We start from the raw sequence: 25,045 nt of genomic DNA, 5'->3' as shown, positions 1-25,045 counted from the left end.
TTCAGAAATCCTGAAAGCTTTTTTGTTGAGAAATAATTGACTCCTTTTTATTGTTTTGTATTAATAATTTTAGTCTCCATAAAGGCATTAATGATCCTAAAATCTCTCCCAAAAAAAAGGGGGTTCAATTCCCAACGCTCTTAAATACGTATATCCCTGACCTCTGTGGTGAACTTCATTATCAACGAAATATAGAATATTCTGATAAACAGGAAATTCATATTGTCCGAATAAATTAAACGTTTCCTGAAAACGCTCTTCAGAAATTTGAGCAAAATAATGGTTGATTACTACTGTTTCTTCATCCCATTTTTTCAAAATATCTTCTTTGGTTTGTGGCTTGAAACCGTCTTCGGTATAAGCTCCCATGTTTTTATCGATGATTCCTTTTAAAGCAGGTCCTGCGATACCAATTAACTCAGCTGCCAATTTTGCGAACGGTCTCATTCCTCCAATTGAAAATTCAAATAAATCTTTTTCAGGGAAAGCTTCGATTACTCTTCTTGTAAGGTTTCTGTGACCTTGCCAATGTTCCAGTAATTGTTCTGAAGACATGAATTGTTTAGTAAGTGTTGCTGTAGTTGACATAATTTTTAATTTTGTTTGTTATTGTTGATACAAAGGTATGACCAGGTAATGACAACAGCTTGTCAGTAGGAAATTCAAATTGAAAATTTATTTTGTTACGCCTAAAATATCATTCAATATTTCTCGTTCATTGTATATCCGATACATCACAAGATCATAAAATATGTAGAGGTAGATAAATAATTTGTAGATGACCGATTTTTTAATCGGTCATTTTTTTGTTTCAAGCTAAAAATGAATTTTAAAGACAACTTTATAAACTTCGACAAAAACCCTAGCCCCGATTATAATGAAAATCCTTTTTTGAAAAAAAGATTGTAATGGAAAGCGGGAAACAGCTTCAAATAATATTGATTTTGTTTAAACTTTTTATTTTAACCACAAAAGATTAACACATTAGTATTTTAAGTTTATCATTAAAACGCAAAATAAAACCACATAAGTTTTTAAAAATCTGTGATTTTTATTCTTTTGCGAGCTTTGTTTTCAAAATAATTAAACTTTAAATAATTCAATAATAGCTTTTGTTTCTTTTGCGGTTTAATTTTTCACTTAGTTTTAACAGGCTTAAAATAAAAAGTGGGTGTTCGATGGAGTTGAATAGCTACTAAAAAAGAGTTTCGAAATTTGTGTATTTAAGGACATTTTCCTTTTTACATTGTACAAAATGAAGTATTTTAGTCCTATGAAAATTTACACGAAAACAGGAGATAAAGGGCAAACTGCCTTGTACGGTGGAACGAGAGTTTCAAAAGCCAGTGCAAGAGTTGACAGTTACGGAAATATTGATGAATTGAACTCGTTTATAGGGATTACGAAAAGTCATATTGAAGATGAAGAAGTGTTGAAGCAATTGAAAAAAATTCAGTTTGACTTGTTTACGGTAGGTTCAGAAGCGGCAACGCCGGTGGATAAATTGATGTTGGCGAATGGGAAATCTCGTCTACCACTAATTATTTCTGACACAGAAATTGAAGAATTAGAACATTGGATGGATGCTTTTGGTGAAGAACTAGAGCCTCTACAATATTTTATCCTTCCGGGTGGCGGAAAATCGGCTACATTTTTACATGCAGCAAGAACAATTTGCAGAAGAGCAGAACGTTCTCTGGTATTCTTAAATGAATCTGAAGAAGTGCGTCCTGAATTGATTAAATATCTAAACAGACTCTCAGATTATCTTTTTGTATTGGCAAGGTATGTTTCAAAACTGAATAATGAACCGGAAGAATACTGGAACCCGAATGAAAGATAAAGTACTGCTTTTTATCAATGGAGATGCGCCCGAATCTTTTCCGGGTTTAGATGATTATGGTTTAATTGCCTGTACAGACGGTGCTTTTCATTATTTGAAAAGACAAGGTTTTCCTTTAGATCAACTGGATTTTATTTCAGGTGATTTTGATTCACATATTGGGTCGGATGAAAATGTTTATCAGGATAAATTTATTCTTACGCTGGATCAGGATAAAACAGATTTTCATAAAGCGTTAGAAATTATTCTGGAAAAAGGCTTTCACGATGTGGATGTTTTAGGAGGAAGTGGAGGAGAACAGGATCATTTTTTAGGAAATATTACGGTGGCTTATCATTTTAAAGATCAATTGAACATCAAATTTTATGATGCTTTTTCTGAATATTATTTTGTTCCGAAAAATTTCACGCTGAAGAATATTAAAAACAAAATGATTTCTCTGTATCCGTTTCCTTCCGTTGAAAATATTACGACAAAAGGACTGAATTGGCCATTAACCAATGGAAGTTTAAGCATAATATCAAGAATCGGGACCCGTAATTTTGCAGTGGAAGATGAGGTTTCTATTCAGTATGAATCTGGAGATCTGTTGTTTTTTGTGGGCATAAATGAAATAGAATACCCAAAAATATATTGAGAAAATTAATAAAAATATCATTTCTAATTATTGTGATTTCTTGTGTTTTTTCCTGTAAGACACAAAACTTTACTGCGCCCGAATATGGTAATGCAAAAATTGGAGATGATATTAGAATAAAGAAAGTAAACAACTTTCGAACGTTAGGAAGCCTGAAAAATACTGAAGGAAAAACGTTAAAAGAAGGGACGTTTTACCGAAGCGGAGATCTTTATCATCTTAAAAACAGTTCTTTTAAAGAATTTGAAAAACTAGGTATTAAAGAAATTATTGATCTCAGAAATGAGAAAGAAATCTCCAAAAAGCCGGATCATCTTCCTGAAAATATCATCTATAAAAAGTATTCTGCTTTTGATGACCAGGGTGATCAATTATCTCAGGCTAAAAAATTGGTTTTAAAAGGAAAGGTAAATGCTTCTGATGCAGATAAGAGAATGGTAGATTTTTATCGTGATTATGTAACAGAAAATCCTGAAACCATTAAGAAAATAATTACTGAAATTTTAGAATCTAACCAACCTATTTTATACCACTGTACCGCAGGAAAAGACCGTACAGGGATTGTTACAGCGCTTATTATGAGTGTTCTAAGATTTGATAAAGAAACCATTTATAACAATTATCTGCTGTCTAATAATTACAGAAAACGATTGGTTGAAAAAAGGCTTAAGCTTGCCAATACCTTACATTTTATTTATCCTAAAATGGATTTGAAAGTGTTGGAAAAACTGAGCTGGATTGAAAGGAATTATCTGGATGCTTCTTTTGATGAAATTAATAAAAAATATGGTTCAACTGATATTTATATTCAACAAGTGTTAGGTATTTCTGAGAATAAGAGAGAAGAATATATTAGTAAGTTTATGTATTGATAATCATATTCAGATTTCGATTGAAAATTGCTTGAAATTTATAATAATTTTAACATATAAAAATCAAACTTTTTTAGCAATTTTGCATTCTTAATTCACTTGTCAAAAAATGAAAATAAAATACTCGGAACTTATTGATCAGACATTGTATTTTCCTACGGAAGAATTTAATGTATCTGAGAACAATTTGTTGTTTCACGATATTCCTTTAATGGAAGTTGTTGAAAAGTTTGGAACGCCTTTAAAGGTAAGTTACCTCCCGAAGATTTCTCAAAATATTCAGAAAGCAAAAAGCTGGTTCAAAGAAGCCTTTGAGAAAACCGAATATAAGAAAAACTACAGATATTGCTACTGTACAAAATCCAGTCATTTCAATTTTGTGATTGAAGAGGCGTTGAAGAATGATATTTCTATGGAAACTTCTTCTGCGTATGACATGGATATCGTAAAAGCTCTTTATAAAAAAGGAAAGGTAGATAAAAATATTGAAGTAATCTGTAACGGTTTTAAAACTGATGATTATCTGGCGAAAATTTCAGATATGATCAACAGCGGTTTTGAAAATATCACGCCGATCTTGGATAATTACCGTGAGCTGGATAAGCTTACTGAGAGCATCGATACAACCTTCGATATCGGAATCAGAATTGCTTCTGAGGAAGAGCCTAAGTTTGAATTTTATACTTCACGATTAGGGATCGGATACAAAGACATTATTCCTTACTACAGCCAAAAAATTGCTGAACACCCGAATGCAAGATTGAAAATGCTTCACTTCTTCATTAATACAGGGATCAAAGACACGGCATATTATTGGAATGAATTGTATAAATGTCTTCGTGTATACGCACGTTTGAAGAAAATTGCTCCTGAAGTAAACTCTTTAAATATTGGTGGAGGTTTCCCAATCAAAACTTCGTTACAGTTTGATTACGATTATCAATATATGGTTGAAGAAATCGTTTCTCAGATTAAAAAATTCTGTGAAGAAGAAGGAGTAGAAGAACCTAACATCTATACTGAATTCGGAAGCTTTACCGTTGGAGAAAGTGGAGCGAATATTTATAAAATTATTTCTCAAAAACGTCAGAACGACAGAGAAAAATGGAATATGATTGATTCATCTTTCATGACAACTCTTCCTGATACTTGGGCAATCTCAAGACACTTTATCATGCTTCCGTTGAACCGTTGGGATGATACCTATGAAAGAGTATTTTTAGGTGGATTAACTTGTGACTCAGATGATTATTATAACTCTGAACAGCATACCAATGCGATTTACCTACCTGTTTTCAGTGATACAAAACCTTTGTACATTGGTTTCTTCCATACCGGAGCATATCAGGAAACAATTGGTGGTTATGGTGGTGTTCACCACTGTTTAATGCCTCAGCCAAGACATATTTTGATCCAGAAAGATGAAAATGGAGATTTCCAATATGAAATTTTCCGTGAGAAACAGGAACCGGAAGATGTTTTAAAATTGTTAGGATATTAATAAAGTCATTGCGAGAAGCGAAGCGAAGCGACGAAGCAATCTCATCAATAGGAACGGGTTTTAATCCGTTTATAAATGAAAAACAATCATTTGGCTTTAGCCAAAACGTTTTAAGATATATAGAACAGCCATCAATTTGATGGCTGTTTTTCTTTAAAAATATTTTGATATTTTATCCAGTTCAAGTTCCACATAATCTGCAACTACAATATTTGCCAAGGTATAATCCTGATTTTTAGAATGTGGGCTTCTGTACGCTGCACAGAAAATATTAGCTCTGTGAGAAGCCAGAATTCCATTAGTAGAATCTTCAATAACCATACAGTTTTCAACAGATTCAGGAGCCATTTCTGCAGCTAAAAGGAAAACTTCTGGATGAGGTTTTGATTCCTTTAAATCGGCACCACTTATTTTTCCACTGAAATATTTATCCAATTCGAATTTTTCAAATACCATATTAATGGTGTTCATCGTTGCAGACGAAGCCAGAATTAAGGTAATTCTGTTTTCATAATAATGTTCGATCAATTGTTTTACGCCTGGAATCAAATCAAATTCTTCATCATTATAAAAATATTCTTTGAAATAATCTCTTTTTGTCTTTGCGATTTCTTCGTAAGTCTGACTTAAATTAAATTGATTGATTAGTATTTCACAAACTCTTTTAGTAGAAGCTCCGGTAAAAGAAGTGTATAGATCTTCTGAAACGTCAATTCCCAATTCGTTGAATGTTTTGAAATAAGCTTTTCTATGTAAAGGTTCAGTATCTACAATTACCCCATCCATATCGAAAAGAACAGCTTTTAAAGACATATTTTGAATTTTTTTTATAAATATAATGATTTTGAATGGAAGTCTGAAGAGTGAAGGAGGAAGTTTAAGAGTGGACTTTCGTTTTTATCTTTTTATGAAACTTTCGGCTCCTATTTACTTTTCCCAACTTCTTTGTATCTTTGCAGCAATCATTTAAATTTTTCAATAAAACATGAAAACATACGCAGGAATTCCTGAAGAAAACGCATCGTTAGAAAGTTCAAAAGTAGTATTGGTAACGGTTCCTTATGACGGAACTTCAACTTGGGGAAAAGGGGCAGACAAAGGTCCTGAATTGTTCCTTGATGCTTCTGAGAACATGGAGCTTTATGACATTGAAACAGGAACTGAACCTTATTTGGAAGGTGTTTATTTAGCTGGAGAAATTACAGAAAAATCTTCACCTGAAGCAATGACAGAAGCTGTTTATCAAAAAACAAAAGAGCTTTTACAGAATGATGACAAATTATTTACCCTTTTCGGAGGTGAGCATTCTGTTTCTATCGGTTCAATCCGTGCGGTGGGTGAAAAATATGAAAACCTGACTGTACTTCAGTTAGATGCTCACACAGATCTACGTCCTGAATTCCATGGTTCTACTTCTAATCATGCTTGTGCGGTTTTTGAAGCCAACCAAAAGCATAATTTAGTGCAAGTGGGAATCCGTTCTATGGATGCGGAAGAAGTTGAATATTTACCGGAAGGAAGAGTGTTTTTCGCTCATGAAATTGCCAACAATAAAAATTGGGTGAATGACGTATTAGAAAAAGTTTCAGGAAACGTTTATATCACTATTGATTTGGATGCTTTTGATCCATCTATCGCTCCATCAACAGGAACTCCTGAGCCAGGTGGTTTACAGTGGTATCCAACACTGGAATTATTAAGAAAAGTATTTGAAAAATGTAACGTTGTAGCATTTGATATCGTAGAATTAATGGATTCTCCTTATGCAAAACCAAGTGCATTCTTGGCAGCTAAGTTATATTACAAAATGCTTGCGTATTACCACATCAACAAAGACTAAAATTCCGCAAGATTCGGATTTTTTCTGCAAAGAATTATTTGGAAATTTGTGAGGTAAAATAAAATGATATGTCCACACAAAATCAAATAGATTACGAAAGAATTGCTAAAGCGATAGCGTATATCCAAAGCAATTTTAAACTTCAACCGAATTTGGATGAAGTGGCAGAGAAGATTCACTTGAGTCCGGCTCATTTCCAGAAAATATTTACGGATTGGGCAGGAACAAGTCCGAAGAAATTTTTACAGTTCATCAGTCTTGAACATGCTAAAAATTTGTTGAAGGAAGAAAAAGCGAGCTTATTTGATACCGCCTACGAGACAGGTTTTTCAAGCACAAGCAGATTGCACGATTTGTTTGTGAACATTGAAGGAATGTCTCCGGCAGAATATAAAAACGGTGGAAAAAGCCTTACTATCAATTACAGTTTTTCCGAAAGTCCTTTTGGAGAAATAATTACAGCTTCCACAGAAAAAGGAATCTGTTATATGGCTTTTGAAAACGATAAAGAAACAGCATTAGGGAATTTGAAACATAAATTTCCTAATGCTTCTTTTTTTGAAAAACAGGACGGATTTCAGAAAAACGCCTTGTCCATTTTCAATCAGGACTGGACGAAACTCAATACCATCAAACTCCATTTAAAAGGTACCGATTTTCAATTAAAAGTCTGGGAAAGCCTTCTTACAATCCCGATGGGAAAATTATCAACGTACGGAAATTTAGCCGAAAAAATTGGAAATCCAAATGCTTCACGAGCGGTCGGAACAGCAATAGGGAGCAATCCTGTGGCTTTTCTGATTCCTTGCCACCGTGTGATTCAATCTTCGGGAAATATTGGAGGTTATATGTGGGGTAGTGATAGAAAGCAGTTGATTATTGGCTGGGAAGGTTCTCATGTTTATGCTGAGGATTCTATTTTACTTTAAATTTTTATCCCATAGATTTTCACAGATGTTTATATCTTATTTTTAGATTTTGGCTAAAGCCAATTGATATTTTGTGTATTTAAAAACGGACTAAAGTCCGTTCCTATTGATGTAAGGTTTTGTATTTATTTGTGAAAAATATTTGTGTAATTTGTGTTTAAAATATAGTTTTAAATGTTATTAAAATGATGAGTCTATTCGAAGATATATCAGATTATCCATTAAATATCCTTCCCAACGATGGAACGGTTAACTATTACGGTAAAGTTTTCTCCAAAGAAGAATCGGATTTTTATTATGATTATTTATTCAATCAGATTCCTTGGGAAAATGATGAAGCGGTGATCTTTGGAAAATTAATTTTAACCAAAAGAAAAGTCGGTTGGTTTGGAGAAAAGCCATTCGAATATACCTATTCAAAACGAACAAAATTAGCAAAGCCTTGGACTCCCGAATTATTAGAATTAAAGAAAAAATGTGAAGAAGTTTCAGGAGAAACCTACAACTCTTGTTTATTGAATTTATACCACGACGGAAGTGAGGGAATGGCCTATCACAGCGATGGCGAAAAGGATTTGAAAAAACATGGAGCGATCGCTTCTCTCACTTTTGGAGCAGAAAGAAAGTTCTTGTTTAAACATAAAACCAGTAAAGAAAAAGTAGAAATATTTCTGGAAAACGGAAGTTTATTGATAATGAAAGGAATCACGCAGGAAAATTGGATGCACAGACTTCCACCGACAACAAAGGTGAAAACTCCAAGAGTGAATCTGACGTTTAGAACGATTGAGGAATAAAATTTTGTTTCAGTAGGACCTGAAAGAATCCAAAACATCATCAGAAAAGAATTATTCTAAGGAATATTTTCAAATAAATTTAAAAGAGACTGTCAATGATTGATAGTCTCTTTTTTCGTCATTGTGAGAAGCGAAGCGACGAAGCAATCTCATAATATAATTCCATTATCCAACATATTACTCATTACTCATTACTCATTACTTATTTTTTTTGGAGCTATTTCCCGCTATCCACTCATACTCCTCGCCCCAATGCTCCCCAACTCCTAAACCCTTCCGCTTTTCCAATGCTTGCTGTGGGGTAACCGTTCCTATCGTGGCTAGGGGTTTTGTCGCCATTTCAATTCTTCGCAATGTAATCAACAATTATAGTTAATCATCTTGGAAGGATTTAAACATTGCAATTTAAAAACTTTACATGCGTCTGTAAAAACAAGCAGAAGACACTCACATAAAACGAGATAAATTCTTTATTTACACGTAGAATATACCGTAACGATCTCAATAATTATTTGTTTTTGTAGTGTAATTTTCATTGTTTAATGTTTTTAATTGAATATTTTATTTTTAAATTAAAATATCATTGAAAAATAAAAATTCTATGTCCCTTATTTTTAAGTTGTTATTATTTTTAGCATAGTTAAATTTTTAAATTATCATATAAGTTTTTGAAAATTTAACTATTTAATAATTTTTTGGCAAATTTTTTGATATTGAAACAATGCTTATCGATAAGAACTACTAAAACTAATAATCACCTTATATTAACAGTTTAAATATTTTAAGTGATGAAACACCTAAACACTAATCAGGAATTTCGTTTTAATGAAATCCTATTCGAGCACCGTAACAAAGAATATGGTGCTTATGCTTTAAGAAATGAGTCGGACAGAATACTAACAAAAGCACTTTTTATAGGAGTGAGCTTGTTGGCTGCTATTTCAATTACCCCACTAATAATTTCTGCGTTTAATAATGAACCTTCTACTGTGCATGTACCTACAGATGGTCCACCAGTAGTTATCAAATTAAAAAAAATTGATCCGGTAGATACTCCACCTGTGCAGATTATAAAGCCTGTTGAACATGTGGCACCTCCTAATCAAAAACAATTTGACAGTTCTGTTCCTACACCTAAAAGGGATGCAGTAGAACCGATTAAACAAGAGAAACCTAAAGATGCAACGGCAGGTTTGATAGACAATTTTAAAGGTGAACCAGTAAAACCTGATACATATGTCCCTCCTGTTCCAGTCATTGGAAATGGACCTGTTACTGCACCACCTATTCAAGTGAAAGTTGAACCAAAAGTTCCAGATAATCATATTGCAGGACAAGGTGAACTTGCTGTTGAAGCAAGTTATGACGGAGGAATTAATTCTTTCAGAAATAAAGTAATGAACAATTTCGATGGTTCAGGATTTGATACTGAAGGGATCATGAAAACTACTGTTACTTTCATCGTTGAAACTAACGGCACGATCTCAGGCTTGAAAGCAGATGGTAAGGATGCAGATTTCAACAGTGAAGCGATCAGAACGATTAAATCAATCAAAGGAAAATGGGTTCCTGGAAAAAATAAACAAGGCGAAGCCGTAAGAAGTTATTTCAAATTTCCAATCTCAATGAAGTTTGACAATTAATAGTTATAACATATCTTGACAGTTATCCACAAAAAGCTAATTTTTGTGGATAATTTTTTTTATACTTAAAAAGCTTATTAACAGTATTTTAACTCAATTTTCATTTTCATCATTCATTAATAGCAAAGAAAAATGTGTATTTTTGAAACTTAAAGTTCTAATAATGGCAAAAATCATAGGTATCGCTAATCAAAAAGGAGGAGTTGGAAAAACGACAACAGCTGTAAACTTAGCGGCAGCATTAGGGGTATTAGAAAAGAAAATATTAATCATTGATGCTGATCCTCAAGCGAATGCAACATCCGGTTTAGGAGTTGAAGGCGTTCAGTATTCTACATATAACCTGTTAGAGCACAGTGTTGATACAAGAAGTTGTATCAAGCAAACCTCTACACCCAACTTGGATATCGTTCCATCTCATATAGATTTGGTTGCGGCAGAAATTGAATTGGTAGATAAAGAAAATCGTGAGTACATGCTTAAAAAAGCATTGGCATCTGTAAGAGATGATTATGATTATATTATTATTGATTGTGCTCCGAGTTTAGGTTTGATTACCATCAATGCACTTACAGCGGCAGATTCTGTAATTATCCCGATTCAATGTGAGTATTTCGCATTGGAAGGATTGGGGAAATTATTGAACACAATTAAAAATGTTCAAAAAATTCACAATAAAGACCTGGATATTGAAGGGTTGCTGTTAACAATGTATGACAGCAGATTAAGATTGTCTAATCAGGTGGTGGAAGAGGTAAACTCACATTTCCCTGAAATGGTTTTCGAAACGATCATCAGTAGAAACGTAAGATTAAGTGAAGCACCAAGTTTTGGTGAAAGTATCTTAAATTATGATGCCGAAAGTAAAGGAGCAATCCAATACATTCAATTGGCGGAAGAGGTTTTATTGAAGAACGAGAATTTAGTTAAGAATTAAATATAGAAAATGATCAATAAATGAATGATGAACAGTCAATAAATGCATTGTTATTAACTCATTTATGACACATCAACTATCATTTATCAAGAATATTATATGAAGGACAAAAAAAGAGCTATGGGACGTGGTTTAGGAGCGATTTTAAGTGCTGAATCAAAAGCGACTGTTAATTCTGCCACTGATGAGGGAGCGGATAAGTTTGTAGGGAATATCGTAGAAGTGGCACTTGAAGATATTTATCCGAATCCGACGCAACCAAGAAGTTATTTTGATGAAAAGGCATTAAACGAACTTGCCCTGTCTATTAAAAACTTAGGCGTAATTCAACCAATTACGGTAAGAAAAGATGGTGAAAAGTTTGAAATTATATCTGGGGAAAGACGTTTCAGAGCGAGTAAACTTGCTGGGTTAACTTCTATTCCGTCTTATATCCGTTTGGTAAATGATCAGGAGCTTCTTGAGATGGCTCTTGTAGAAAATATCCAAAGAGAAGATCTTGATGCGATAGAAATTGCATTAACCTATCAAAGATTGATGGATGAGATCGGTTTAACTCAGGAAAACTTAAGCCAGAGAGTTGGGAAAGACAGAAGTACGATTACCAATACAATCAGATTACTAAGATTAAATCCGGATATTCAAAACGCAATTAGAAGCGGTGAGATTTCTGCGGGACATGGTAGAGCAATCATCAGTCTTGAAAATGAAGAAGATCAGCAGGTTTTATTTGATTTAATTATTAAAGAAAAACTAAATGTTCGTCAGACAGAACAAGCTGCTGCAGCATTAAAAACACCAAAGTCACCAGCGGCTAAAAAAGCAAAGATTGAACTTTCAAATAACTATAAGAGAGTACAAAAAACAATTGCTGATATTTTAGAAGTTAAAGTGGAGATTAAATCCTCCGGAAATGGTAAAAAAGGTAAAATTGTTCTGGATTTCAAAAATGAAGACGAGCTGGAATATATTTTATCTCATATTAAATAAATGAAGAAATTATTTTTCACTTTTTTCTTGTGTCTGTTTGCTGTTGCATATTCACAAGTAAACCGTAACGATACTATTCGGGTAGAACACCATCCGAAAGACAGTATTTCTGCGGCAAAACCAACAAAATCTGAAGCTAAAATAGTGGCAGATCTTGAAGGTGCGAATGGACTTACCAGAAAAACACTGAAACTTAATCCTACAAGAGCAGGATTATATTCTGCTGTTTTACCGGGATTGGGACAGTTTTACAATAAGAAATATTGGAAAGTTCCTATCGTTTGGGGAGCTGTTGGAGCGGGTGTAGGTATCGCAATGTGGAATGACAAGCAATACAAAAAGTACAGAGAATACTACATTGCCAAGCTGAATGGTACTCCTAATGAATTTGTTGATAGCCATCCTTGGCTGGATAAAGTAGCATTCGGAAATGCACAGGACAGATCAAAAAGACAGAGAGATTATGCCATCGCAATCACGGGATTAATTTATATTCTGAATATTGTAGATGCTGTGGTAGATGCGCATCTTTACGAAAGCCGTCATGACCCGGATCTATCTTTCAGTCCTGCGGTTATTCAGGATCAATACGGGATCAGTCCTCCCAAAACAGGGTTAAGTTTAAGTTATAGATTTTAATAATTAATATATTAGCTGTTTAAACAAGAACAGATAAATAATAAAATATGAAAATAGCATTAGTTGGATATGGTAAAATGGGTAAAATCATTGATGAGATTGCCACAAAAAGAGGTCATGAAGTAGTTGCCAGATTAAAAGAAACTCCGACTGCTGAAAATCTTAATAATCCAGATGTTGTTATTGAATTTTCTTTACCGGAAGTAGCATATAATAACATTAAAGCTTGTCTTGAAAACCAAATTCCTGTTATCAGCGGAACAACAGGTTGGTTAGATAAAAAAGAAGAAATTGAAAAAATAGCGGTTGAAAATAATACCGCATTTCTATATGGTTCAAATTTTAGTTTAGGAGTCAATTTATTTTTTGCTCTAAACGAAAAATTGGCTGATCTAATGAAAAATGTTGATGAATATTCTTGTCAGTTAGAAGAGATTCATCACGTTCATAAACTGGATGCACCAAGTGGAACTGCGATTTCCATTGCTGAAGGTATTTTTAAACATAATCCAAAGTTTAACGCATGGAAGTTGGAAGAAACTCAGGGAGATCAACTGGGGATTTTTGCAGTGCGTGAAGATGAAGTTCCGGGAACTCACAGTGTTTTTTACAGAAGTGAGGTAGATGAAATTGAAATCAAGCACACGGCGTTCAACAGAAACGGTTTTGCATTAGGCGCTGTAGTGGCTGCAGAATGGATAAAAGATAAAAAAGGAAATTTCACAATGAAAGATGTTTTAGGTCTTTAATTTTGTAACAAACTCCTTATATCATCAACTAATAATAAAGAATGATCAAAAAGGTTTTTATTACCTATGGTACATTACGCATTACTTATATTATAGATTAGGCACAAAAATTTATGAATTATTTTTTAACTTATACAGTATACGTCCTCATTTTATCTGTACTAATGGGACTTTCCACTTGGAAACTGTTCAAAAAATTAGGATATAGTCCGCTATTTGCGTTTATCCCTTTTTACAATTATTTCATTATTTTAAAAGAAACAAAGCACCCGAAATGGTGGGCTCTTTTATCGTATTTACCGATTATTGGGCCGATTATGATGTCTGTTTTCCATGTTTATTTAATGAAGAAATTTGGGAAAAGTCTTTTCCAACATCAGTTGCTTACGGTGATCCTTCCATTTATTTATATGGCAAGTGTGAACTACTCCAAAGAGGTAGAGTTAGAAGATGAAAACGAATTATTCTTAACTGATGAAGAGAAAAACGCTAAGAAGAAAGACTCTTTTATTGGTTCTATTACTTTCGCAGTTGTATTTGCAACAATTATTCACACTTTTATAACACAGCCTTTCGGGATTCCTACAGGATCTATGGAAAGAACATTGCTAGTAGGTGATTTCCTTTTTGTAAATAAATGGAGCTACGGGTACAGACTTCCGATGCGTCCTTTAGCAATACCTTTCTTACAGGGAACTATTTTTGATGCTGGAGAAAAAGGTAACCCTAAAGATGATCCTAAATCTTATGTAGATGGAGTAAAGCTTCCTTACGAGAGATTACTTCAGTTCAATAAACCTCAGAGAAATGATATCGTTGTTTTCAATTATCCTCAAGATTCTGTGCACACAGCAATCGATAGAAAAGATCCTTATGTAAAAAGATGTGTGGCTGCTGCTGGTGATGTTTTTGAAATGAGAGCGGGAAGGCTTTTTGTTAATAACAAGCCGGAAGTTGTTCTCGGAGATCAGGAAGTTCAGCATGCTTATACTGTAAATACAGGATCTCAGTTAGATATTCCATCATTATATAACAGGTTGGGTTTTTTACCTGTACACGAAGAGCAAACTGATAAAGGGTTTAAATATACTTTTCAGGGTTTGACAGATAAAACAGCTGCTGATATTAAGGTATTGCCAAACGTTATTGATATGACTGAAAGTGTTTTACCTAAAGGCGTTGCCTCTATTCAATATAAGGTAAATGCTGATAAAACAGCCTACACAAAGAGTATTGATACGACACAATCTATCTTTCCGGTTAATAAACCATGGAATCCAGATTGGTATGGTCCATTAAGAATACCTAAGAAAGGGGACGTTGTAGCCATCAACAAAGAAACGTTACCTATGTATCAGTGGATTATTTCTGAATATGAACATAACAGTTTAGAAAAGAAAAACGATAAAATTTTTATCAACGGAAAAGAAGCGAGTCAATATACGATCAAACAAGATTATTTTATGATGGTGGGAGACAATAGAGATGCTTCTTTGGATGCTAGATTCTTTGGTTTCGTTCCTGAAGAAAATATTGTTGGTAAACCGATGTTTACTTGGATGAGTGTTCAGGGAGCTTTTGCGGATGCTAGCTCTACGTACCAGGCTCCTAAAAAGATTCGTTGGGAAAGAATGTTTAAAGCGACAAACACTGGTGAAGCCAACAAAACTTCATATTGGTGGATTGCAGCGATGATTCTTATTTTATTCTTTGGATGGGAATACTTTATGAAGCTATTCGGGAAAAAGAAAAAAACAGAAGAAGATTAATGATTAAAAACAAAATATTTAATAGGCTTCTCCTTACGGGAAGCTTTATTGTAACTCTTTTTATTATTGCAAAACTCTCTGGGGTTTTGCAATATGCTTTTGTACCCACAGCTGGGAATGAACCAACTATTAAAAAGAATTCATTTGTTTTTATGAGCAATATTTTACCCTATAAAAAGTATACGATACTTACTTATAATCAAAATAATATAGCTTATGAAAAAGGTGTGTATATACAAAGATTAATAGGAATAGAGACTGATAAAATTTATATTAAAGAAGGAAATCTCTATGTTAACGACAGTTTAATTGATGGAATTAATGTAAAACGATCTTATAAAATAGATAGAGCATTTGTAAATGATTTAATGATGACAAAAGGCGTTAATGCAAATGATTTTTTTCAAATTGATGAAAATTATTTTGTAACTCAATTAACTCAGACAGATCTTAAAAAAGATTTTTTCCATGAAAGATTTATAAGTAATAATGATCCTGATATCTTTAAAATGTATAATAAAAATTGGAGTGGAGATAATTTTGGGCCAATTGTAGTTCCTAAGAATAAACTTTTTTTTCTTGGTGATAATCGGAATGCTAGCTTAGATTCACGATATTTAGGATTTGTGGATAAGAAAGATATAGTTGGGAGAATATTTTATCCTAAAAATTAATAGTACAATGCAAAATATTTTATTACCGGTATTTTATTTACCACCAATTTCCTGGTTTTCGGTTTTTTTAGATGCTGAGAATGAAGTTTTATTTGAACAGTTTGAAAGTTTTCCCAAACAAACTTACAGAAGCAGAACCAATATTTTTGGAGCAAACGGAAAATTGACATTAATAATCCCAATCAGTCACAATGGGAATAGAGAGTTTAAGGATACGGAAATCTCTTATAGGGAAGATTGGCGAAGCCTTCACTGGAAGTCTATTAAAACAGCTTACCAAGGATCTCCTTATTTTGAGTTTTACGAAGATAAATTGAAGAAGATATATGAATTAGAGGAAAAATATTTGCTTAATTTTAATTTAAAGGTGATTGAAATTCTTCAAAATATTTTAAAAACAGAAAAGGCACACTCTTTGAATGTAGAATACATCAAAAATCCTGAACAGATAAATTTCAGAGAAAAGTTTTCTGCAAAATCATCTTCTGAGTTTGAAATGGGAGAATATTATCAGACCTTCTCGGATAAATTTGGGTTTTTAAAAGACTTAACGATTTTAGACCTTATTTGTAACAAAGGACCTGAATCTTTGACTTATCTTAAAAATATTAAACAATCATAGGAGTATGAAATCGCCTTGTTCTGGAAGATTAATCATTCTTTGCCAAAGCGATTCCATATGACCTCTAAAAATAAATAAATAACGACATATGAAAAAGGTATTATTAGCAGCTGTTTTTTTAGCAGGTTTTAGTTTCACTTTTGCTCAGGAAACACAAGGAGTTAAAGCTGATCCTAGTCAGGATAAAGATCTAATGACTTGGTATCACAAAGACTTTGCTACCTCAAAAGTATATGGTGTAAATACAGAAAATGCGTATAAATATTTAGAATCTAAAGGTCTTAAACCTACAACTGTTGTTGTTGGAGTTTTAGATAGTGGTGTTCAGGTTGATCATCCAGGTTTGGTGAAAAATGTTTGGTCAAATCCTAATGAAATTCCAAATAACGGGAAAGATGATGATGGAAACGGATATATTGACGACGTTCACGGATGGAATTTCATTGGTGGAAAGAACGGCGATATTGATGTTGATAATATGGAAGTAACCAGAGTTGTTGCTAAATATAAGCCTGTTTTCGAAGGAGATGATTCTACAAAAAATAAAGCAAATCAAGCTAAAATGCCGGAAGACTTCGCAATGTATATGAAAGCTAAAGAGCTTTTTACTAAAAACAGTGTTGAAGGAAGACAAGGGGTACAAACATATACAATGATTAATGATCTTATTCCTAATATGGTAAGATTATTAGCTGGGAAATCAATAAGTGCTGAAAATATTGCAGCAATTAAAGCGCCTGGTGACCAAAAAGATGCAATTGCCCTTAATGTGTTAGGACAGGTTGCGCAAAATCCTGAATTTCAAGGGAAATCTCCTGCAGATTTTGAAAAAGCAATGAAAGAAGAAATGAAGGAAATGCTTGATCATTTTACTCCTCAAGCTCAGCAGTATGATTTAAGCTATGATCCAAGAAAAGCAATCGTAGGAGATAACTATGATGACTATTCTGAAAGAATCTACGGAAATAATCATTACGAAGGTCCTGATGCTACTCACGGAACACACGTTGCCGGTATTATCGCAGGGTTGCCTCAGGGAAAAGAAGTTCAGTATGGAGTAGCTTCTAAGGTTGCAAAAATCATGTCTGTAAGAACGGTTCCAAATGGAGATGAAAGAGATAAAGATGTTGCAAACGCTATCAGATATGCTGTAGATAATGGGGCTAAAGTGCTAAATATGAGCTTTGGTAAGCCGGTATCACCAGGTAAAAGTGTTGTTTGGGATGCTTTCAAGTATGCTGAGGATAAAGGTGTTCTTTTGGTAAAAGCTGCAGGGAATGAAAATGAAGATGTTACTGAGCACGTAGCTTATCCTACCAACTATAAAAACGTTACAGACGAAAAACCGCTTGTAAATAACGTTATTGTAGTAGGTGCAAGTACCAATAAAAATGATGCTTTGAGAGCTAGTTTCTCAAATTTCAATAAAAATAAAGTAAATGTATTTGCTCCGGGTGAGCAGATTTATTCTACCGTTACAAAAAGCGGATACAAATACCTTCAGGGAACTTCAATGGCTTCTCCTGTTGTAGCTGGAGCTGCTGCAGTTTTATTGGCATACATGCCAAATCTAAAGCCAGACCAGATAATTGAAGCGTTGGTGAAATCTAGTAATCCAAGTACTGTAAATGGTTTTAGTGATTTTTCACAGGCTGGAGGAGTTATAGACGTGAAAAGAGCTGCTGAATACGCTTACACGAATTTCTACAATGGAAAATCGTCTGAGGTGAAAAAAGCTACGAAATCCGTAAAAAAGACTGTTAAAAAATAACATATCTGCCTGTATTTAAGGTTGAAGTGAATAGAGTCCGAATTTTTCGGACTTTTTTTATTTTTATTTTGCAATTTTGGCACGGTTTTTTATAACTTTATAGTAACAAAAATAATAAACAACAAAATGAAAAAGTTACTACTTGCAGGGATGTTAGGAATATCACTTTTTGCAGTGTCTTGTTCCGCAGTAAAGAAAGCTGAAACATCACAGAGTCAAAGATCAGAATTTCTAAAATTAAAAGGAGATTGGCAAATTGTGAGTGTGAATTATGAGAAAGGATTTAAAATCAAACCTTTTGATGAGGGAATAGATGCACAATGCTTTGTAGGAAGCCATTGGAGATTTATTCCGAATAACTATACGGGAGCTATTACTGTAAACGGTGGTGGAAACTGTGGCTCTGGATTTACGCAGCCTATTAAATTTGAAGTAAAAGACGGAAGTACTTTTATGTTCAAAAAAATTGCTGATGGAACTAAAGCTAAGCAAAACACAGCAGGGTATACTTTGAGTGTGATTAATCAATCAACAGATCAATTTTCACTAGAACAAAATGTTTCGTTTGAAGGAAGTAATGTAAGAGTAGTTTACAACTTCGAGAGAGCGGGAATGAAATAATTAATAAACATAAAAGATTAAAAAGATGAAATTTAATAAATCATATATCGGAGGTCTATTCTTATCATCAGCATTGTTGTTGACAAGTTGTGAGGCTGTACAGAATTCTAATCACCAACAGAGAGGTACTGCAGTGGGAGTTGCTTCAGGAGCAGTATTGGGTGGTATTTTAGGGAATAATGTAGGAAGTGGTAAAAACTCAGCATTAGGAGCTGTATTAGGAGGTATTATTGGTGGTGTTGCCGGTAATGTTATCGGTAATAAAATGGATAAGCAGGCTAAAGATATTAAAGAAACTTTACCGGGAGCTGAAGTAGAAAGAGTAGGAGATGGTATTAAAATTACAATGAACGAAAGTATTGTAAATTTTGCCTTTGATTCTTCAAACCTTACCTCTGCAGCCCAAACTAACTTAGATAAATTAGCTCAGGTTCTTGTGAATAATCCGGATACTAATATTAATATCTACGGACACACAGATAGCAAAGGAGCAGATGATTACAACATGAAGCTTTCACAAAGAAGAGCAGATGCTGTAAAAGCGTATTTATCTGGAAAAGGTATTGCTTCAAGCAGAATGTTTGCGAAAGGAGAAGGTGAAACAATGCCTGTAGCTTCAAACGATACAGATGCAGGAAGAGCTAAAAACAGAAGAGTAGAATTTGCAATTACTGCAAATGAAAAAATGATTAATGATGCTAAGCAAGGGCAGTAATTAATTTAATATATAAATATTTTCGTAAAGACCGCTTCGGCGGTTTTTTTTTGTATTTTTAAGACGTTATTTTTTTTAATTAGAATTTCGTTATTTTTGCAATTGAATTAACATAAATGAAGAAATATTTAAAACTACTCCGTGTAGAACAATGGGTGAAAAACCTATTTGTATTTGTTCCCCTTTTTTTTTCAGGTAATATTAAGAATGTAGATTTACTTAGTAAAAGTATTTTTGCTTTCATTATTTTTTCATTGGCTGCAAGTGTGGTTTATATTCTGAATGATTATAATGATATTGAAGCAGACAGGCAACATCCTGAAAAACGAAGAAGACCTTTGGCAAGCGGTGCCATATCAAAATCACAGGCAATAATAATCCTTATTGGGATCATGATTTTAGATATCGTGCTTGTATTCCTGGCGCAAAGTTATTTTCATGAACATCTTTGGAAATTTGCGGTTATTATTGGGTTCTACTTTGTGATGAATCTGGCCTACACCTTCAAATTAAAACACGTACCGATTATTGATATTTTCATCATTGCTACAGGATTCGTTTTAAGAGTTCTGGCAGGAGGTTATATTACGGGAATTAACATTTCACAATGGGCCATCTTGTTAACATTTGTGTTGGCATTGGTATTGGCTATTGGAAAAAGAAGAGGAGAGCTTATCAATGCTCAGGTTTCAGGAAAAACAAGAAAGGCATTAGATGGATACAACGTACAGTTTGCAGATATTGCCCTTTCAATCTCAGTAACATTAGCGATTCTATGCTACTTAATGTTTACGTTGTCCCCTGAAGTGCAGGCGAGATTTCATGAAAGAGTTTTTTATACCGTGATTTTTGTTGTATTTGCATTTCTAAGATATTTACAGCAGACGTTGGTGTACAACAGAACAGAATCTCCTACCAAAATTGTTTACAGAGATAGATATATACAGGTTACCTTAATATTGTGGGTTGCTGCATTTTTAATCCAAATTTACTTTAAAAAATGAAGCCGAATTTTATACAAAAAGTTACAAACTGGGGTAATTTTCCCATAGTGGAAAAAGAAATGAAGTCTGAAGACAGCTTCAAAAAAATAAAAGAATTTGTACTCAATCATAATGAGGTTATCGCAAGAGGTAACGGCAGATGTTATGGAGATGCTTCATTAGGAGAACATATATTTTCTACAAAAAAATTAAATAAATTTATAAGTTTTGACCGCTTAAACGGTATATTAGAATGTGAATCAGGAGTTTTACTGTCTGATGTTCTTGAAATTTCTGTTCCTCAGGGTTATTTTCTATACGTAACACCGGGAACTAAATTTGTATCGATTGGTGGTGCGATTGCTTCTGATGTTCATGGTAAAAATCATCATGCAGAAGGCTGTTTTTCAGAATATGTAATTGAGTTTACATTAATGACAGAAAATGGCGATATCCTAACATGCTCAAGAGAACAGAATTCAGAGAAATTTTGGGCTACCATTGGAGGAATGGGGCTTACGGGAATTATTTTAACAGCAAAATTCAAGCTTAAAAATATAGAATCTGCATATATCCGTCAGGAAAGTATTAAAGCAGAGAACCTTGATGAAATTTTTAGATTGTTTGAAGAAAGCGAAAGCTGGACGTACACCGTTGCCTGGATCGACTGCCTTCAAAAAGGTAAAGATATAGGACGAAGTATTTTAATGAGAGGAGAACATGCTTTTCAACATGAGCTTCCACAAAATCTCACCAAAAATGCTTTAAGATTAAAAAAGAAATTTCAACCGACTGTTCCTTTTTACTTTCCAAATTTTGCATTGAATTCATTAACAGTAAAGATCTTCAATCTGTTGTATTACAAAAAGCAGTCTAAAAAAGAGGTGAAAAGTTTTATAGATTATGAAACATTTTTCTACCCTTTAGATGCTGTGAATGATTGGAACAAAATTTATGGTAAATCCGGTTTTATCCAATACCAAATGGTGATTCCAAAAGAGACCGGTAAAGAAGGAATGAAAAAGATTCTTGAAACCATTGCAAATAGTGGGAATGGCTCTTTTCTGGCGGTGTTAAAGCTTTTCGGGGAGAACAATCCTGAGGCTTATAATTCTTTTCCATTTGAAGGGTACACATTAGCGTTGGATTTTAAAGTTAATTCAAAACTTAAAAAATTGGTGGAACAACTGGATAATATTGTTCAGGAGTTTGGAGGAAGAATTTATCTTACGAAAGACAGTATGAGTAAATCTTCTCTCACCAATTATCTTAAAAATGTTAGAAGTCCTAAATTTGTGTCTCTACAGCACAAAAGAATCCTAAATAATAATTCATAAATGATAGTTCTAGGAAGTACGTCTGAGGTAGCTCAGGCTTTTGTTGAAAAAGCTTTACAGGAAGGAGAGAAGTATGAAAGAATATACCTTTTTACCTCAAGTAAAGAAACTACAGAAAGATTTGCAAGACATATTGATGTGATGTTTCTACAGCAATCTGAGATTATAGAGTTGGATCTGATGAAAGAAATTGATTATACTCAATTTGATCATGTGAACTCTCATGTTTTATTTTGTGCAACAGGATATTTAGGCGAAGGAACAGAAGAATCACTGTTTGATAATAAGAATACAGAGAGAATTATAGATATTAATTACTCAAAGTTAGTTCCTGTAATGAATTATTTTGCCCATAAATTTGAAAACAGAAGATCCGGAACCATTATCGGATTATCATCTGTAGCAGGAGACAGGGGAAGACAGAGTAATTTCATTTACGGAAGTGCAAAAGCAGCTTTTACAGCGTATTTAAGCGGTTTAAGAAATTATTTGTTTGATAAAAAGATTCATGTCATGACGGTGAAACCAGGTTTTATGGCAACCAAAATGACAGAAGGTTTACCACTGAATCCTAAATTAACAGCAACCCCAAAACAGGCGGCAGCTTGTATTTATAAAGCTTTTAAAAAGCAGAAAAATGTGGTGTACGTTTTACCGATTTGGGGTATTATCATGATGATCATTAGAAATATTCCTGAATTTATATTTAAAAAATTAAAGCTTTAAAAATAAATATTTTAAATTCGCAAAGACGTTTTACCAAGTAAGGGCTTTTGTTCATTACTAAGTAAAACGCCTTTGCTGGCTTAAGAGAGTGAGCTTTGAAAAAAAAGTTGTGCTCTTTACATTAAAATAAAATTAGATAAGAAAAACAAAGAACCAATGAAAAAATTGTATTGTTTTGATTTTGACGGAACGCTTACCTACAAGGATACCATGTTTATGTATCTGAAATTCTACGATTCTATAAAGTTTCGTATGCAATTTATCCGTCATATTCCTCTTTTTATTTTATTGAAATTAAAACTGGCCGACACTGAAAAAGTGAAGAAAAGTTTTATAGGATCTATTTTAAAAGGGCAGACTCAGGAAAAAATAGAAAAAAAATCAAAACAGTTTTTTGAACATCATTATCCAAAGATCGTTCGCGAAAATGCGATGGATTTCATTAATAATATCGATAGGAATAATACACAAAGTTTATTGGTAACTGCCTCGCTAGATATTTGGACAAAGCCATTTGCTGAAGCTTTACAAATGCAGCTTGTTTCCACACGGGCAGAGTTCAAAGGCGGTGTTTTTACAGGAAATTTTGTTGGCAAAAATTGTAATGGAATTGAGAAATTAATGAGAATAAAAGAAGAAATTAATAATTCTAAGTACGATAAAATCATTGCTTTCGGAGATACTTCGGGAGATAAGCAAATGCTTAAATGGGCAAATGAAGGACATTACCAATTTTTTCACTAATTTTGGGTAAGTAAAAATGTATAAATGAATAAACTACTTATTGGGCTTCTGGCCCTCTCTATGAGCTGCACAACTGCGGTTTCTCAGACAGGTCAATCGTCCAAAAAATCAGAACAAATGCAGAAAAAAGCAGAAATTCTTGTATCAGAATCTCAAGGCGGGACAGATCAGCCTGGGTTTACAATTATTAAAAACGAGCAAGAACTTCAAAAATCTGTAAAAGGTGGTAATTCAAATCTTATAGGAGAAGTTGGAAAAGAGCCAACAATCAATTATCCTAAATTTCCAAAAGATAAAAAGGTAGTTTTATATAATTTGGGAATGTTCAGATCAGGAGATCATAGAATTGCAGAAATAAAAAGTGTTTCTGTGAAAGATAATATTCTGTATGTTGAGGTTCCGTTTGTAGAATCAGGCGGAATGGAAATACAGGTAATCTCAAATCCTTGGGTAATCTTTACCGTTCCTTCAGACTATCAATTCAATTCTGTAGAATTAAAATATTCAAAATAATAATGAATAAAATATATTTAGATAATGCTGCAACAACGCCTCTTTCAGAAGAAGTTATTGATGCAATGGTAGGCACCATGAAGATGAATTTCGGAAATCCGTCTTCAACTCATAGCTTTGGACAGGAAGCCAAAATTCTTATTGAAAATGTAAGAAGACAGGTAGCAGATTATCTTCACGTTAGCCCGGCAGAGATTATTTTTACCTCTTGCGGAACAGAATCTAACAATATGATCATCAAATCAAGCGTTGAAAACCTTGGCGTTGAAAGAATCATAAGCTCTCCTTTGGAACACAAGTGTGTTTCTGAGAGTATTTTAGATATGAAAAGCAGAAAAGGAGTAGAGGTAGTGTATATTCGTCCAAATGAAAAAGGAGATATTGACCTTAATAAATTGGAAGAATTATTAAAATCTTCTGATAAAAAGACCTTAGTAAGCTTAATGCATGTTAACAATGAGGTTGGAAACATTACAGATATTAAGAAAATTGCAACATTATGCAAAGCGAATAATGTACTTTTCCATTCAGATACAGTGCAGACGATGGCTCATATGCCGTTAGATTTTTCTGATATTGCAGTAGATTTTGCATCTTGCAGTGCACATAAATTTCATGGGCCAAAAGGAGCTGGTTTTGCTTTCATCAGAAAAGCATCTGGATTGAAGGGAATTATCACAGGCGGACCTCAGGAAAGAAGCCTAAGAGCAGGAACTGAAAATGTTGCTGGGATTGTTGGTTTAGGGAAAGCATTAGAAATTTCTATTAATAATATGGATGCTTATGCAACCCATATGCAGGAAATTAAAGACTATGCGATTGAAAGACTATCTGCAGAGGTTTCTGGGATTAAATTCAATGGAAGAAGTGCAGAGAAGGAAAACAGTCTTTATACCGTATTAAGCGCGTTATTACCATATAAAAACCCTTTGATCGGACTTCAGTTAGATATGAAAGGTATTGCCATTTCTCAGGGAAGCGCATGTTCTTCAGGAGCCTCAAAACCTTCAATGGTGATGATGATGGTTTTATCTGAAGATGAAATGGATAATTGCACACCTTTACGTATTTCTTTTAGTCACTTAACAACTAAAACTGAGATTGATGCGTTGGTTGATGCCTTGAAAGAAATTTCAAGTGACTATGCTATAGAAAAAACAAATGTTGAGCATAGATAGTCTTATTGCTTAAAA

The 25,045-nt window shown here is 33.6% G+C and carries 27 protein-coding genes; 24 read left to right on the top strand and 3 right to left on the bottom strand.

Annotation, left to right across the window (positions count from 1 at the left end; translation table 11 throughout):
* Positions 1-96: 96 nt before the first annotated feature.
* Entirely contained in the window at positions 97-588 is a 492-nt protein-coding gene (locus AMQ68_RS08830) for a DinB family protein (RefSeq protein ID WP_054510272.1), read from the bottom strand.
* Positions 589-1,273: 685 nt separating this feature from the next.
* On the opposite strand from AMQ68_RS08830, the gene AMQ68_RS08825 reads away from it, so the two are divergent.
* From AMQ68_RS08825 to AMQ68_RS08810, 4 genes are all read left to right on the top strand, one after another.
* Positions 1,274-1,843 (top strand): cob(I)yrinic acid a,c-diamide adenosyltransferase, encoded by a 570-nt coding sequence (locus AMQ68_RS08825; RefSeq protein WP_054510271.1) that lies wholly within the window; start codon positions 1,274-1,276, stop codon positions 1,841-1,843.
* Positions 1,833-2,480 (top strand): thiamine diphosphokinase, encoded by a 648-nt coding sequence (locus AMQ68_RS08820; RefSeq protein WP_054510578.1) that lies wholly within the window; start codon positions 1,833-1,835, stop codon positions 2,478-2,480. The genes AMQ68_RS08825 and AMQ68_RS08820 overlap by 11 nt, the downstream gene beginning before the upstream one ends.
* Positions 2,477-3,352 (top strand): tyrosine-protein phosphatase, encoded by an 876-nt coding sequence (locus AMQ68_RS08815; RefSeq protein WP_054510270.1) that lies wholly within the window; start codon positions 2,477-2,479, stop codon positions 3,350-3,352. The genes AMQ68_RS08820 and AMQ68_RS08815 overlap by 4 nt, the downstream gene beginning before the upstream one ends.
* Positions 3,353-3,461: 109 nt before the next feature.
* Entirely contained in the window at positions 3,462-4,853 is a 1,392-nt protein-coding gene (locus AMQ68_RS08810; RefSeq protein ID WP_054510269.1) for a decarboxylase, read from the top strand.
* A 153-nt stretch (positions 4,854-5,006) separates the two neighbouring features.
* Here AMQ68_RS08810 and AMQ68_RS08805 read toward each other — a convergent pair whose 3' ends face one another.
* A complete protein-coding gene (locus tag AMQ68_RS08805) occupies positions 5,007-5,666 on the bottom strand; it encodes an HAD family phosphatase (protein WP_054510268.1) in 660 nt (219 codons plus the stop codon).
* Positions 5,667-5,838: 172 nt separating this feature from the next.
* On the opposite strand from AMQ68_RS08805, the gene speB reads away from it, so the two are divergent.
* The 3 genes from speB to AMQ68_RS08790 all read left to right on the top strand — a co-directional run bounded on the left by speB (position 5,839) and on the right by AMQ68_RS08790 (position 8,419).
* Positions 5,839-6,693: an agmatinase gene (speB, locus tag AMQ68_RS08800; protein ID WP_054510267.1), complete on the top strand. Its 855-nt coding sequence runs from the start codon at positions 5,839-5,841 to the stop codon at positions 6,691-6,693.
* Between the two features lie 68 nt (positions 6,694-6,761).
* Positions 6,762-7,622, top strand: a complete 861-nt coding sequence (locus AMQ68_RS08795; protein WP_054510266.1) for a methylated-DNA--[protein]-cysteine S-methyltransferase — start codon at positions 6,762-6,764, stop codon at positions 7,620-7,622.
* 188 nt (positions 7,623-7,810) lie between these two features.
* Positions 7,811-8,419 (top strand): alpha-ketoglutarate-dependent dioxygenase AlkB, encoded by a 609-nt coding sequence (locus AMQ68_RS08790; RefSeq protein WP_054510265.1) that lies wholly within the window; start codon positions 7,811-7,813, stop codon positions 8,417-8,419.
* Positions 8,420-8,617: 198 nt separating this feature from the next.
* Here AMQ68_RS08790 and AMQ68_RS25305 read toward each other — a convergent pair whose 3' ends face one another.
* Positions 8,618-8,758 carry a hypothetical protein gene (locus AMQ68_RS25305; protein WP_160317983.1) on the bottom strand — a complete coding sequence of 47 codons (141 nt, stop codon included), beginning with the start codon at positions 8,756-8,758 and terminating at the stop codon, positions 8,618-8,620.
* A gap of 449 nt (positions 8,759-9,207) precedes the next feature.
* Between AMQ68_RS25305 and AMQ68_RS08785 the strand changes: the two genes are divergently transcribed.
* The 17 genes from AMQ68_RS08785 to AMQ68_RS08705 all read left to right on the top strand — a co-directional run bounded on the left by AMQ68_RS08785 (position 9,208) and on the right by AMQ68_RS08705 (position 25,030).
* Positions 9,208-10,062 (top strand): energy transducer TonB, encoded by an 855-nt coding sequence (locus AMQ68_RS08785; RefSeq protein WP_054510264.1) that lies wholly within the window; start codon positions 9,208-9,210, stop codon positions 10,060-10,062.
* Positions 10,063-10,225: 163 nt separating this feature from the next.
* Positions 10,226-10,999, top strand: coding sequence for a ParA family protein (locus AMQ68_RS08780; RefSeq protein WP_054510263.1), 774 nt, complete (start codon positions 10,226-10,228; stop codon positions 10,997-10,999).
* Positions 11,000-11,098: 99 nt separating this feature from the next.
* Entirely contained in the window at positions 11,099-11,989 is an 891-nt protein-coding gene (locus AMQ68_RS08775; RefSeq protein ID WP_054510262.1) for a ParB/RepB/Spo0J family partition protein, read from the top strand.
* On the top strand, positions 11,990-12,628 hold the full coding sequence (locus AMQ68_RS08770) for a DUF5683 domain-containing protein (RefSeq protein WP_054510261.1): 639 nt from the start codon (positions 11,990-11,992) through the stop codon (positions 12,626-12,628).
* 47 nt (positions 12,629-12,675) lie between these two features.
* A complete protein-coding gene (dapB, locus tag AMQ68_RS08765) occupies positions 12,676-13,377 on the top strand; it encodes a 4-hydroxy-tetrahydrodipicolinate reductase (RefSeq protein WP_054510260.1) in 702 nt (233 codons plus the stop codon).
* Positions 13,378-13,490: 113 nt separating this feature from the next.
* Positions 13,491-15,146: a signal peptidase I gene (gene lepB / locus AMQ68_RS08760; protein WP_054510259.1), complete on the top strand. Its 1,656-nt coding sequence runs from the start codon at positions 13,491-13,493 to the stop codon at positions 15,144-15,146.
* The gene (gene lepB, locus AMQ68_RS08755) at positions 15,092-15,820 is read left to right on the top strand and encodes a signal peptidase I (protein WP_054510258.1); all 729 of its coding nucleotides are present in this window, start codon (positions 15,092-15,094) and stop codon (positions 15,818-15,820) included. The genes lepB (AMQ68_RS08760) and lepB (AMQ68_RS08755) overlap by 55 nt, the downstream gene beginning before the upstream one ends.
* Positions 15,821-15,827: 7 nt before the next feature.
* Positions 15,828-16,442, top strand: coding sequence for a WbqC family protein (locus AMQ68_RS08750; RefSeq protein WP_054510577.1), 615 nt, complete (start codon positions 15,828-15,830; stop codon positions 16,440-16,442).
* A gap of 88 nt (positions 16,443-16,530) precedes the next feature.
* Positions 16,531-18,213, top strand: a complete 1,683-nt coding sequence (locus tag AMQ68_RS08745) for a S8 family serine peptidase (RefSeq protein WP_054510257.1) — start codon at positions 16,531-16,533, stop codon at positions 18,211-18,213.
* A 126-nt stretch (positions 18,214-18,339) separates the two neighbouring features.
* Complete coding sequence (locus tag AMQ68_RS08740) at positions 18,340-18,834, top strand: lipocalin family protein (protein WP_054510256.1); 495 nt, start codon at positions 18,340-18,342, stop codon at positions 18,832-18,834.
* Positions 18,835-18,859: 25 nt separating this feature from the next.
* On the top strand, positions 18,860-19,549 hold the full coding sequence (locus AMQ68_RS08735; RefSeq protein WP_054510255.1) for an OmpA family protein: 690 nt from the start codon (positions 18,860-18,862) through the stop codon (positions 19,547-19,549).
* 116 nt (positions 19,550-19,665) lie between these two features.
* On the top strand, positions 19,666-20,553 hold the full coding sequence (locus tag AMQ68_RS08730) for a decaprenyl-phosphate phosphoribosyltransferase (protein ID WP_054510254.1): 888 nt from the start codon (positions 19,666-19,668) through the stop codon (positions 20,551-20,553).
* The gene (locus AMQ68_RS08725; protein ID WP_054510253.1) at positions 20,550-21,869 is read left to right on the top strand and encodes an FAD-binding protein; all 1,320 of its coding nucleotides are present in this window, start codon (positions 20,550-20,552) and stop codon (positions 21,867-21,869) included. The genes AMQ68_RS08730 and AMQ68_RS08725 overlap by 4 nt, the downstream gene beginning before the upstream one ends.
* Complete coding sequence (locus AMQ68_RS08720) at positions 21,870-22,595, top strand: SDR family NAD(P)-dependent oxidoreductase (RefSeq protein ID WP_054510252.1); 726 nt, start codon at positions 21,870-21,872, stop codon at positions 22,593-22,595. It begins immediately after the preceding gene.
* Between the two features lie 156 nt (positions 22,596-22,751).
* Positions 22,752-23,339 (top strand): HAD-IB family hydrolase, encoded by a 588-nt coding sequence (locus tag AMQ68_RS08715; RefSeq protein WP_054510251.1) that lies wholly within the window; start codon positions 22,752-22,754, stop codon positions 23,337-23,339.
* 24 nt (positions 23,340-23,363) lie between these two features.
* Positions 23,364-23,852 carry a hypothetical protein gene (locus tag AMQ68_RS08710; protein ID WP_054510250.1) on the top strand — a complete coding sequence of 163 codons (489 nt, stop codon included), beginning with the start codon at positions 23,364-23,366 and terminating at the stop codon, positions 23,850-23,852.
* Positions 23,853-23,854: 2 nt separating this feature from the next.
* Positions 23,855-25,030: a cysteine desulfurase family protein gene (locus AMQ68_RS08705; protein ID WP_054510249.1), complete on the top strand. Its 1,176-nt coding sequence runs from the start codon at positions 23,855-23,857 to the stop codon at positions 25,028-25,030.
* Positions 25,031-25,045: the final 15 nt, after the last annotated feature.

This window comes from Chryseobacterium sp. ERMR1:04 (assembly GCF_001297705.1).
Lineage (GTDB): Bacteria > Bacteroidota > Bacteroidia > Flavobacteriales > Weeksellaceae > Chryseobacterium.
The sequence above is the reverse complement of the archived record's forward strand: the minus strand, read 5'-3'. Positions and strand labels throughout refer to the sequence as shown.

What these genes read in the sequence shown, in the direction of transcription:
- AMQ68_RS08830 (WP_054510272.1), bottom strand. Translation starts at nt 588, where the DNA reads ATGTCAACTACAGCAACACTTACTAAACAATTCATGTCTTCAGAACAA.
- AMQ68_RS08825 (WP_054510271.1), top strand. Translation starts at nt 1,274, where the DNA reads ATGAAAATTTACACGAAAACAGGAGATAAAGGGCAAACTGCCTTGTAC.
- AMQ68_RS08820 (WP_054510578.1), top strand. Translation starts at nt 1,833, where the DNA reads ATGAAAGATAAAGTACTGCTTTTTATCAATGGAGATGCGCCCGAATCT.
- AMQ68_RS08810 (WP_054510269.1), top strand. Translation starts at nt 3,462, where the DNA reads ATGAAAATAAAATACTCGGAACTTATTGATCAGACATTGTATTTTCCT.
- AMQ68_RS08805 (WP_054510268.1), bottom strand. Translation starts at nt 5,666, where the DNA reads ATGTCTTTAAAAGCTGTTCTTTTCGATATGGATGGGGTAATTGTAGAT.
- speB (WP_054510267.1), top strand. Translation starts at nt 5,839, where the DNA reads ATGAAAACATACGCAGGAATTCCTGAAGAAAACGCATCGTTAGAAAGT.
- AMQ68_RS08795 (WP_054510266.1), top strand. Translation starts at nt 6,762, where the DNA reads ATGTCCACACAAAATCAAATAGATTACGAAAGAATTGCTAAAGCGATA.
- AMQ68_RS08790 (WP_054510265.1), top strand. Translation starts at nt 7,811, where the DNA reads ATGAGTCTATTCGAAGATATATCAGATTATCCATTAAATATCCTTCCC.
- AMQ68_RS25305 (WP_160317983.1), bottom strand. Translation starts at nt 8,758, where the DNA reads ATGGCGACAAAACCCCTAGCCACGATAGGAACGGTTACCCCACAGCAA.
- AMQ68_RS08785 (WP_054510264.1), top strand. Translation starts at nt 9,208, where the DNA reads ATGAAACACCTAAACACTAATCAGGAATTTCGTTTTAATGAAATCCTA.
- AMQ68_RS08780 (WP_054510263.1), top strand. Translation starts at nt 10,226, where the DNA reads ATGGCAAAAATCATAGGTATCGCTAATCAAAAAGGAGGAGTTGGAAAA.
- AMQ68_RS08775 (WP_054510262.1), top strand. Translation starts at nt 11,099, where the DNA reads ATGAAGGACAAAAAAAGAGCTATGGGACGTGGTTTAGGAGCGATTTTA.
- AMQ68_RS08770 (WP_054510261.1), top strand. Translation starts at nt 11,990, where the DNA reads ATGAAGAAATTATTTTTCACTTTTTTCTTGTGTCTGTTTGCTGTTGCA.
- dapB (WP_054510260.1), top strand. Translation starts at nt 12,676, where the DNA reads ATGAAAATAGCATTAGTTGGATATGGTAAAATGGGTAAAATCATTGAT.
- lepB (WP_054510259.1), top strand. Translation starts at nt 13,491, where the DNA reads ATGAATTATTTTTTAACTTATACAGTATACGTCCTCATTTTATCTGTA.
- lepB (WP_054510258.1), top strand. Translation starts at nt 15,092, where the DNA reads ATGGGAATACTTTATGAAGCTATTCGGGAAAAAGAAAAAAACAGAAGA.
- AMQ68_RS08750 (WP_054510577.1), top strand. Translation starts at nt 15,828, where the DNA reads ATGCAAAATATTTTATTACCGGTATTTTATTTACCACCAATTTCCTGG.
- AMQ68_RS08745 (WP_054510257.1), top strand. Translation starts at nt 16,531, where the DNA reads ATGAAAAAGGTATTATTAGCAGCTGTTTTTTTAGCAGGTTTTAGTTTC.
- AMQ68_RS08740 (WP_054510256.1), top strand. Translation starts at nt 18,340, where the DNA reads ATGAAAAAGTTACTACTTGCAGGGATGTTAGGAATATCACTTTTTGCA.
- AMQ68_RS08735 (WP_054510255.1), top strand. Translation starts at nt 18,860, where the DNA reads ATGAAATTTAATAAATCATATATCGGAGGTCTATTCTTATCATCAGCA.
- AMQ68_RS08730 (WP_054510254.1), top strand. Translation starts at nt 19,666, where the DNA reads ATGAAGAAATATTTAAAACTACTCCGTGTAGAACAATGGGTGAAAAAC.
- AMQ68_RS08725 (WP_054510253.1), top strand. Translation starts at nt 20,550, where the DNA reads ATGAAGCCGAATTTTATACAAAAAGTTACAAACTGGGGTAATTTTCCC.
- AMQ68_RS08720 (WP_054510252.1), top strand. Translation starts at nt 21,870, where the DNA reads ATGATAGTTCTAGGAAGTACGTCTGAGGTAGCTCAGGCTTTTGTTGAA.
- AMQ68_RS08715 (WP_054510251.1), top strand. Translation starts at nt 22,752, where the DNA reads ATGAAAAAATTGTATTGTTTTGATTTTGACGGAACGCTTACCTACAAG.
- AMQ68_RS08710 (WP_054510250.1), top strand. Translation starts at nt 23,364, where the DNA reads ATGAATAAACTACTTATTGGGCTTCTGGCCCTCTCTATGAGCTGCACA.
- AMQ68_RS08705 (WP_054510249.1), top strand. Translation starts at nt 23,855, where the DNA reads ATGAATAAAATATATTTAGATAATGCTGCAACAACGCCTCTTTCAGAA.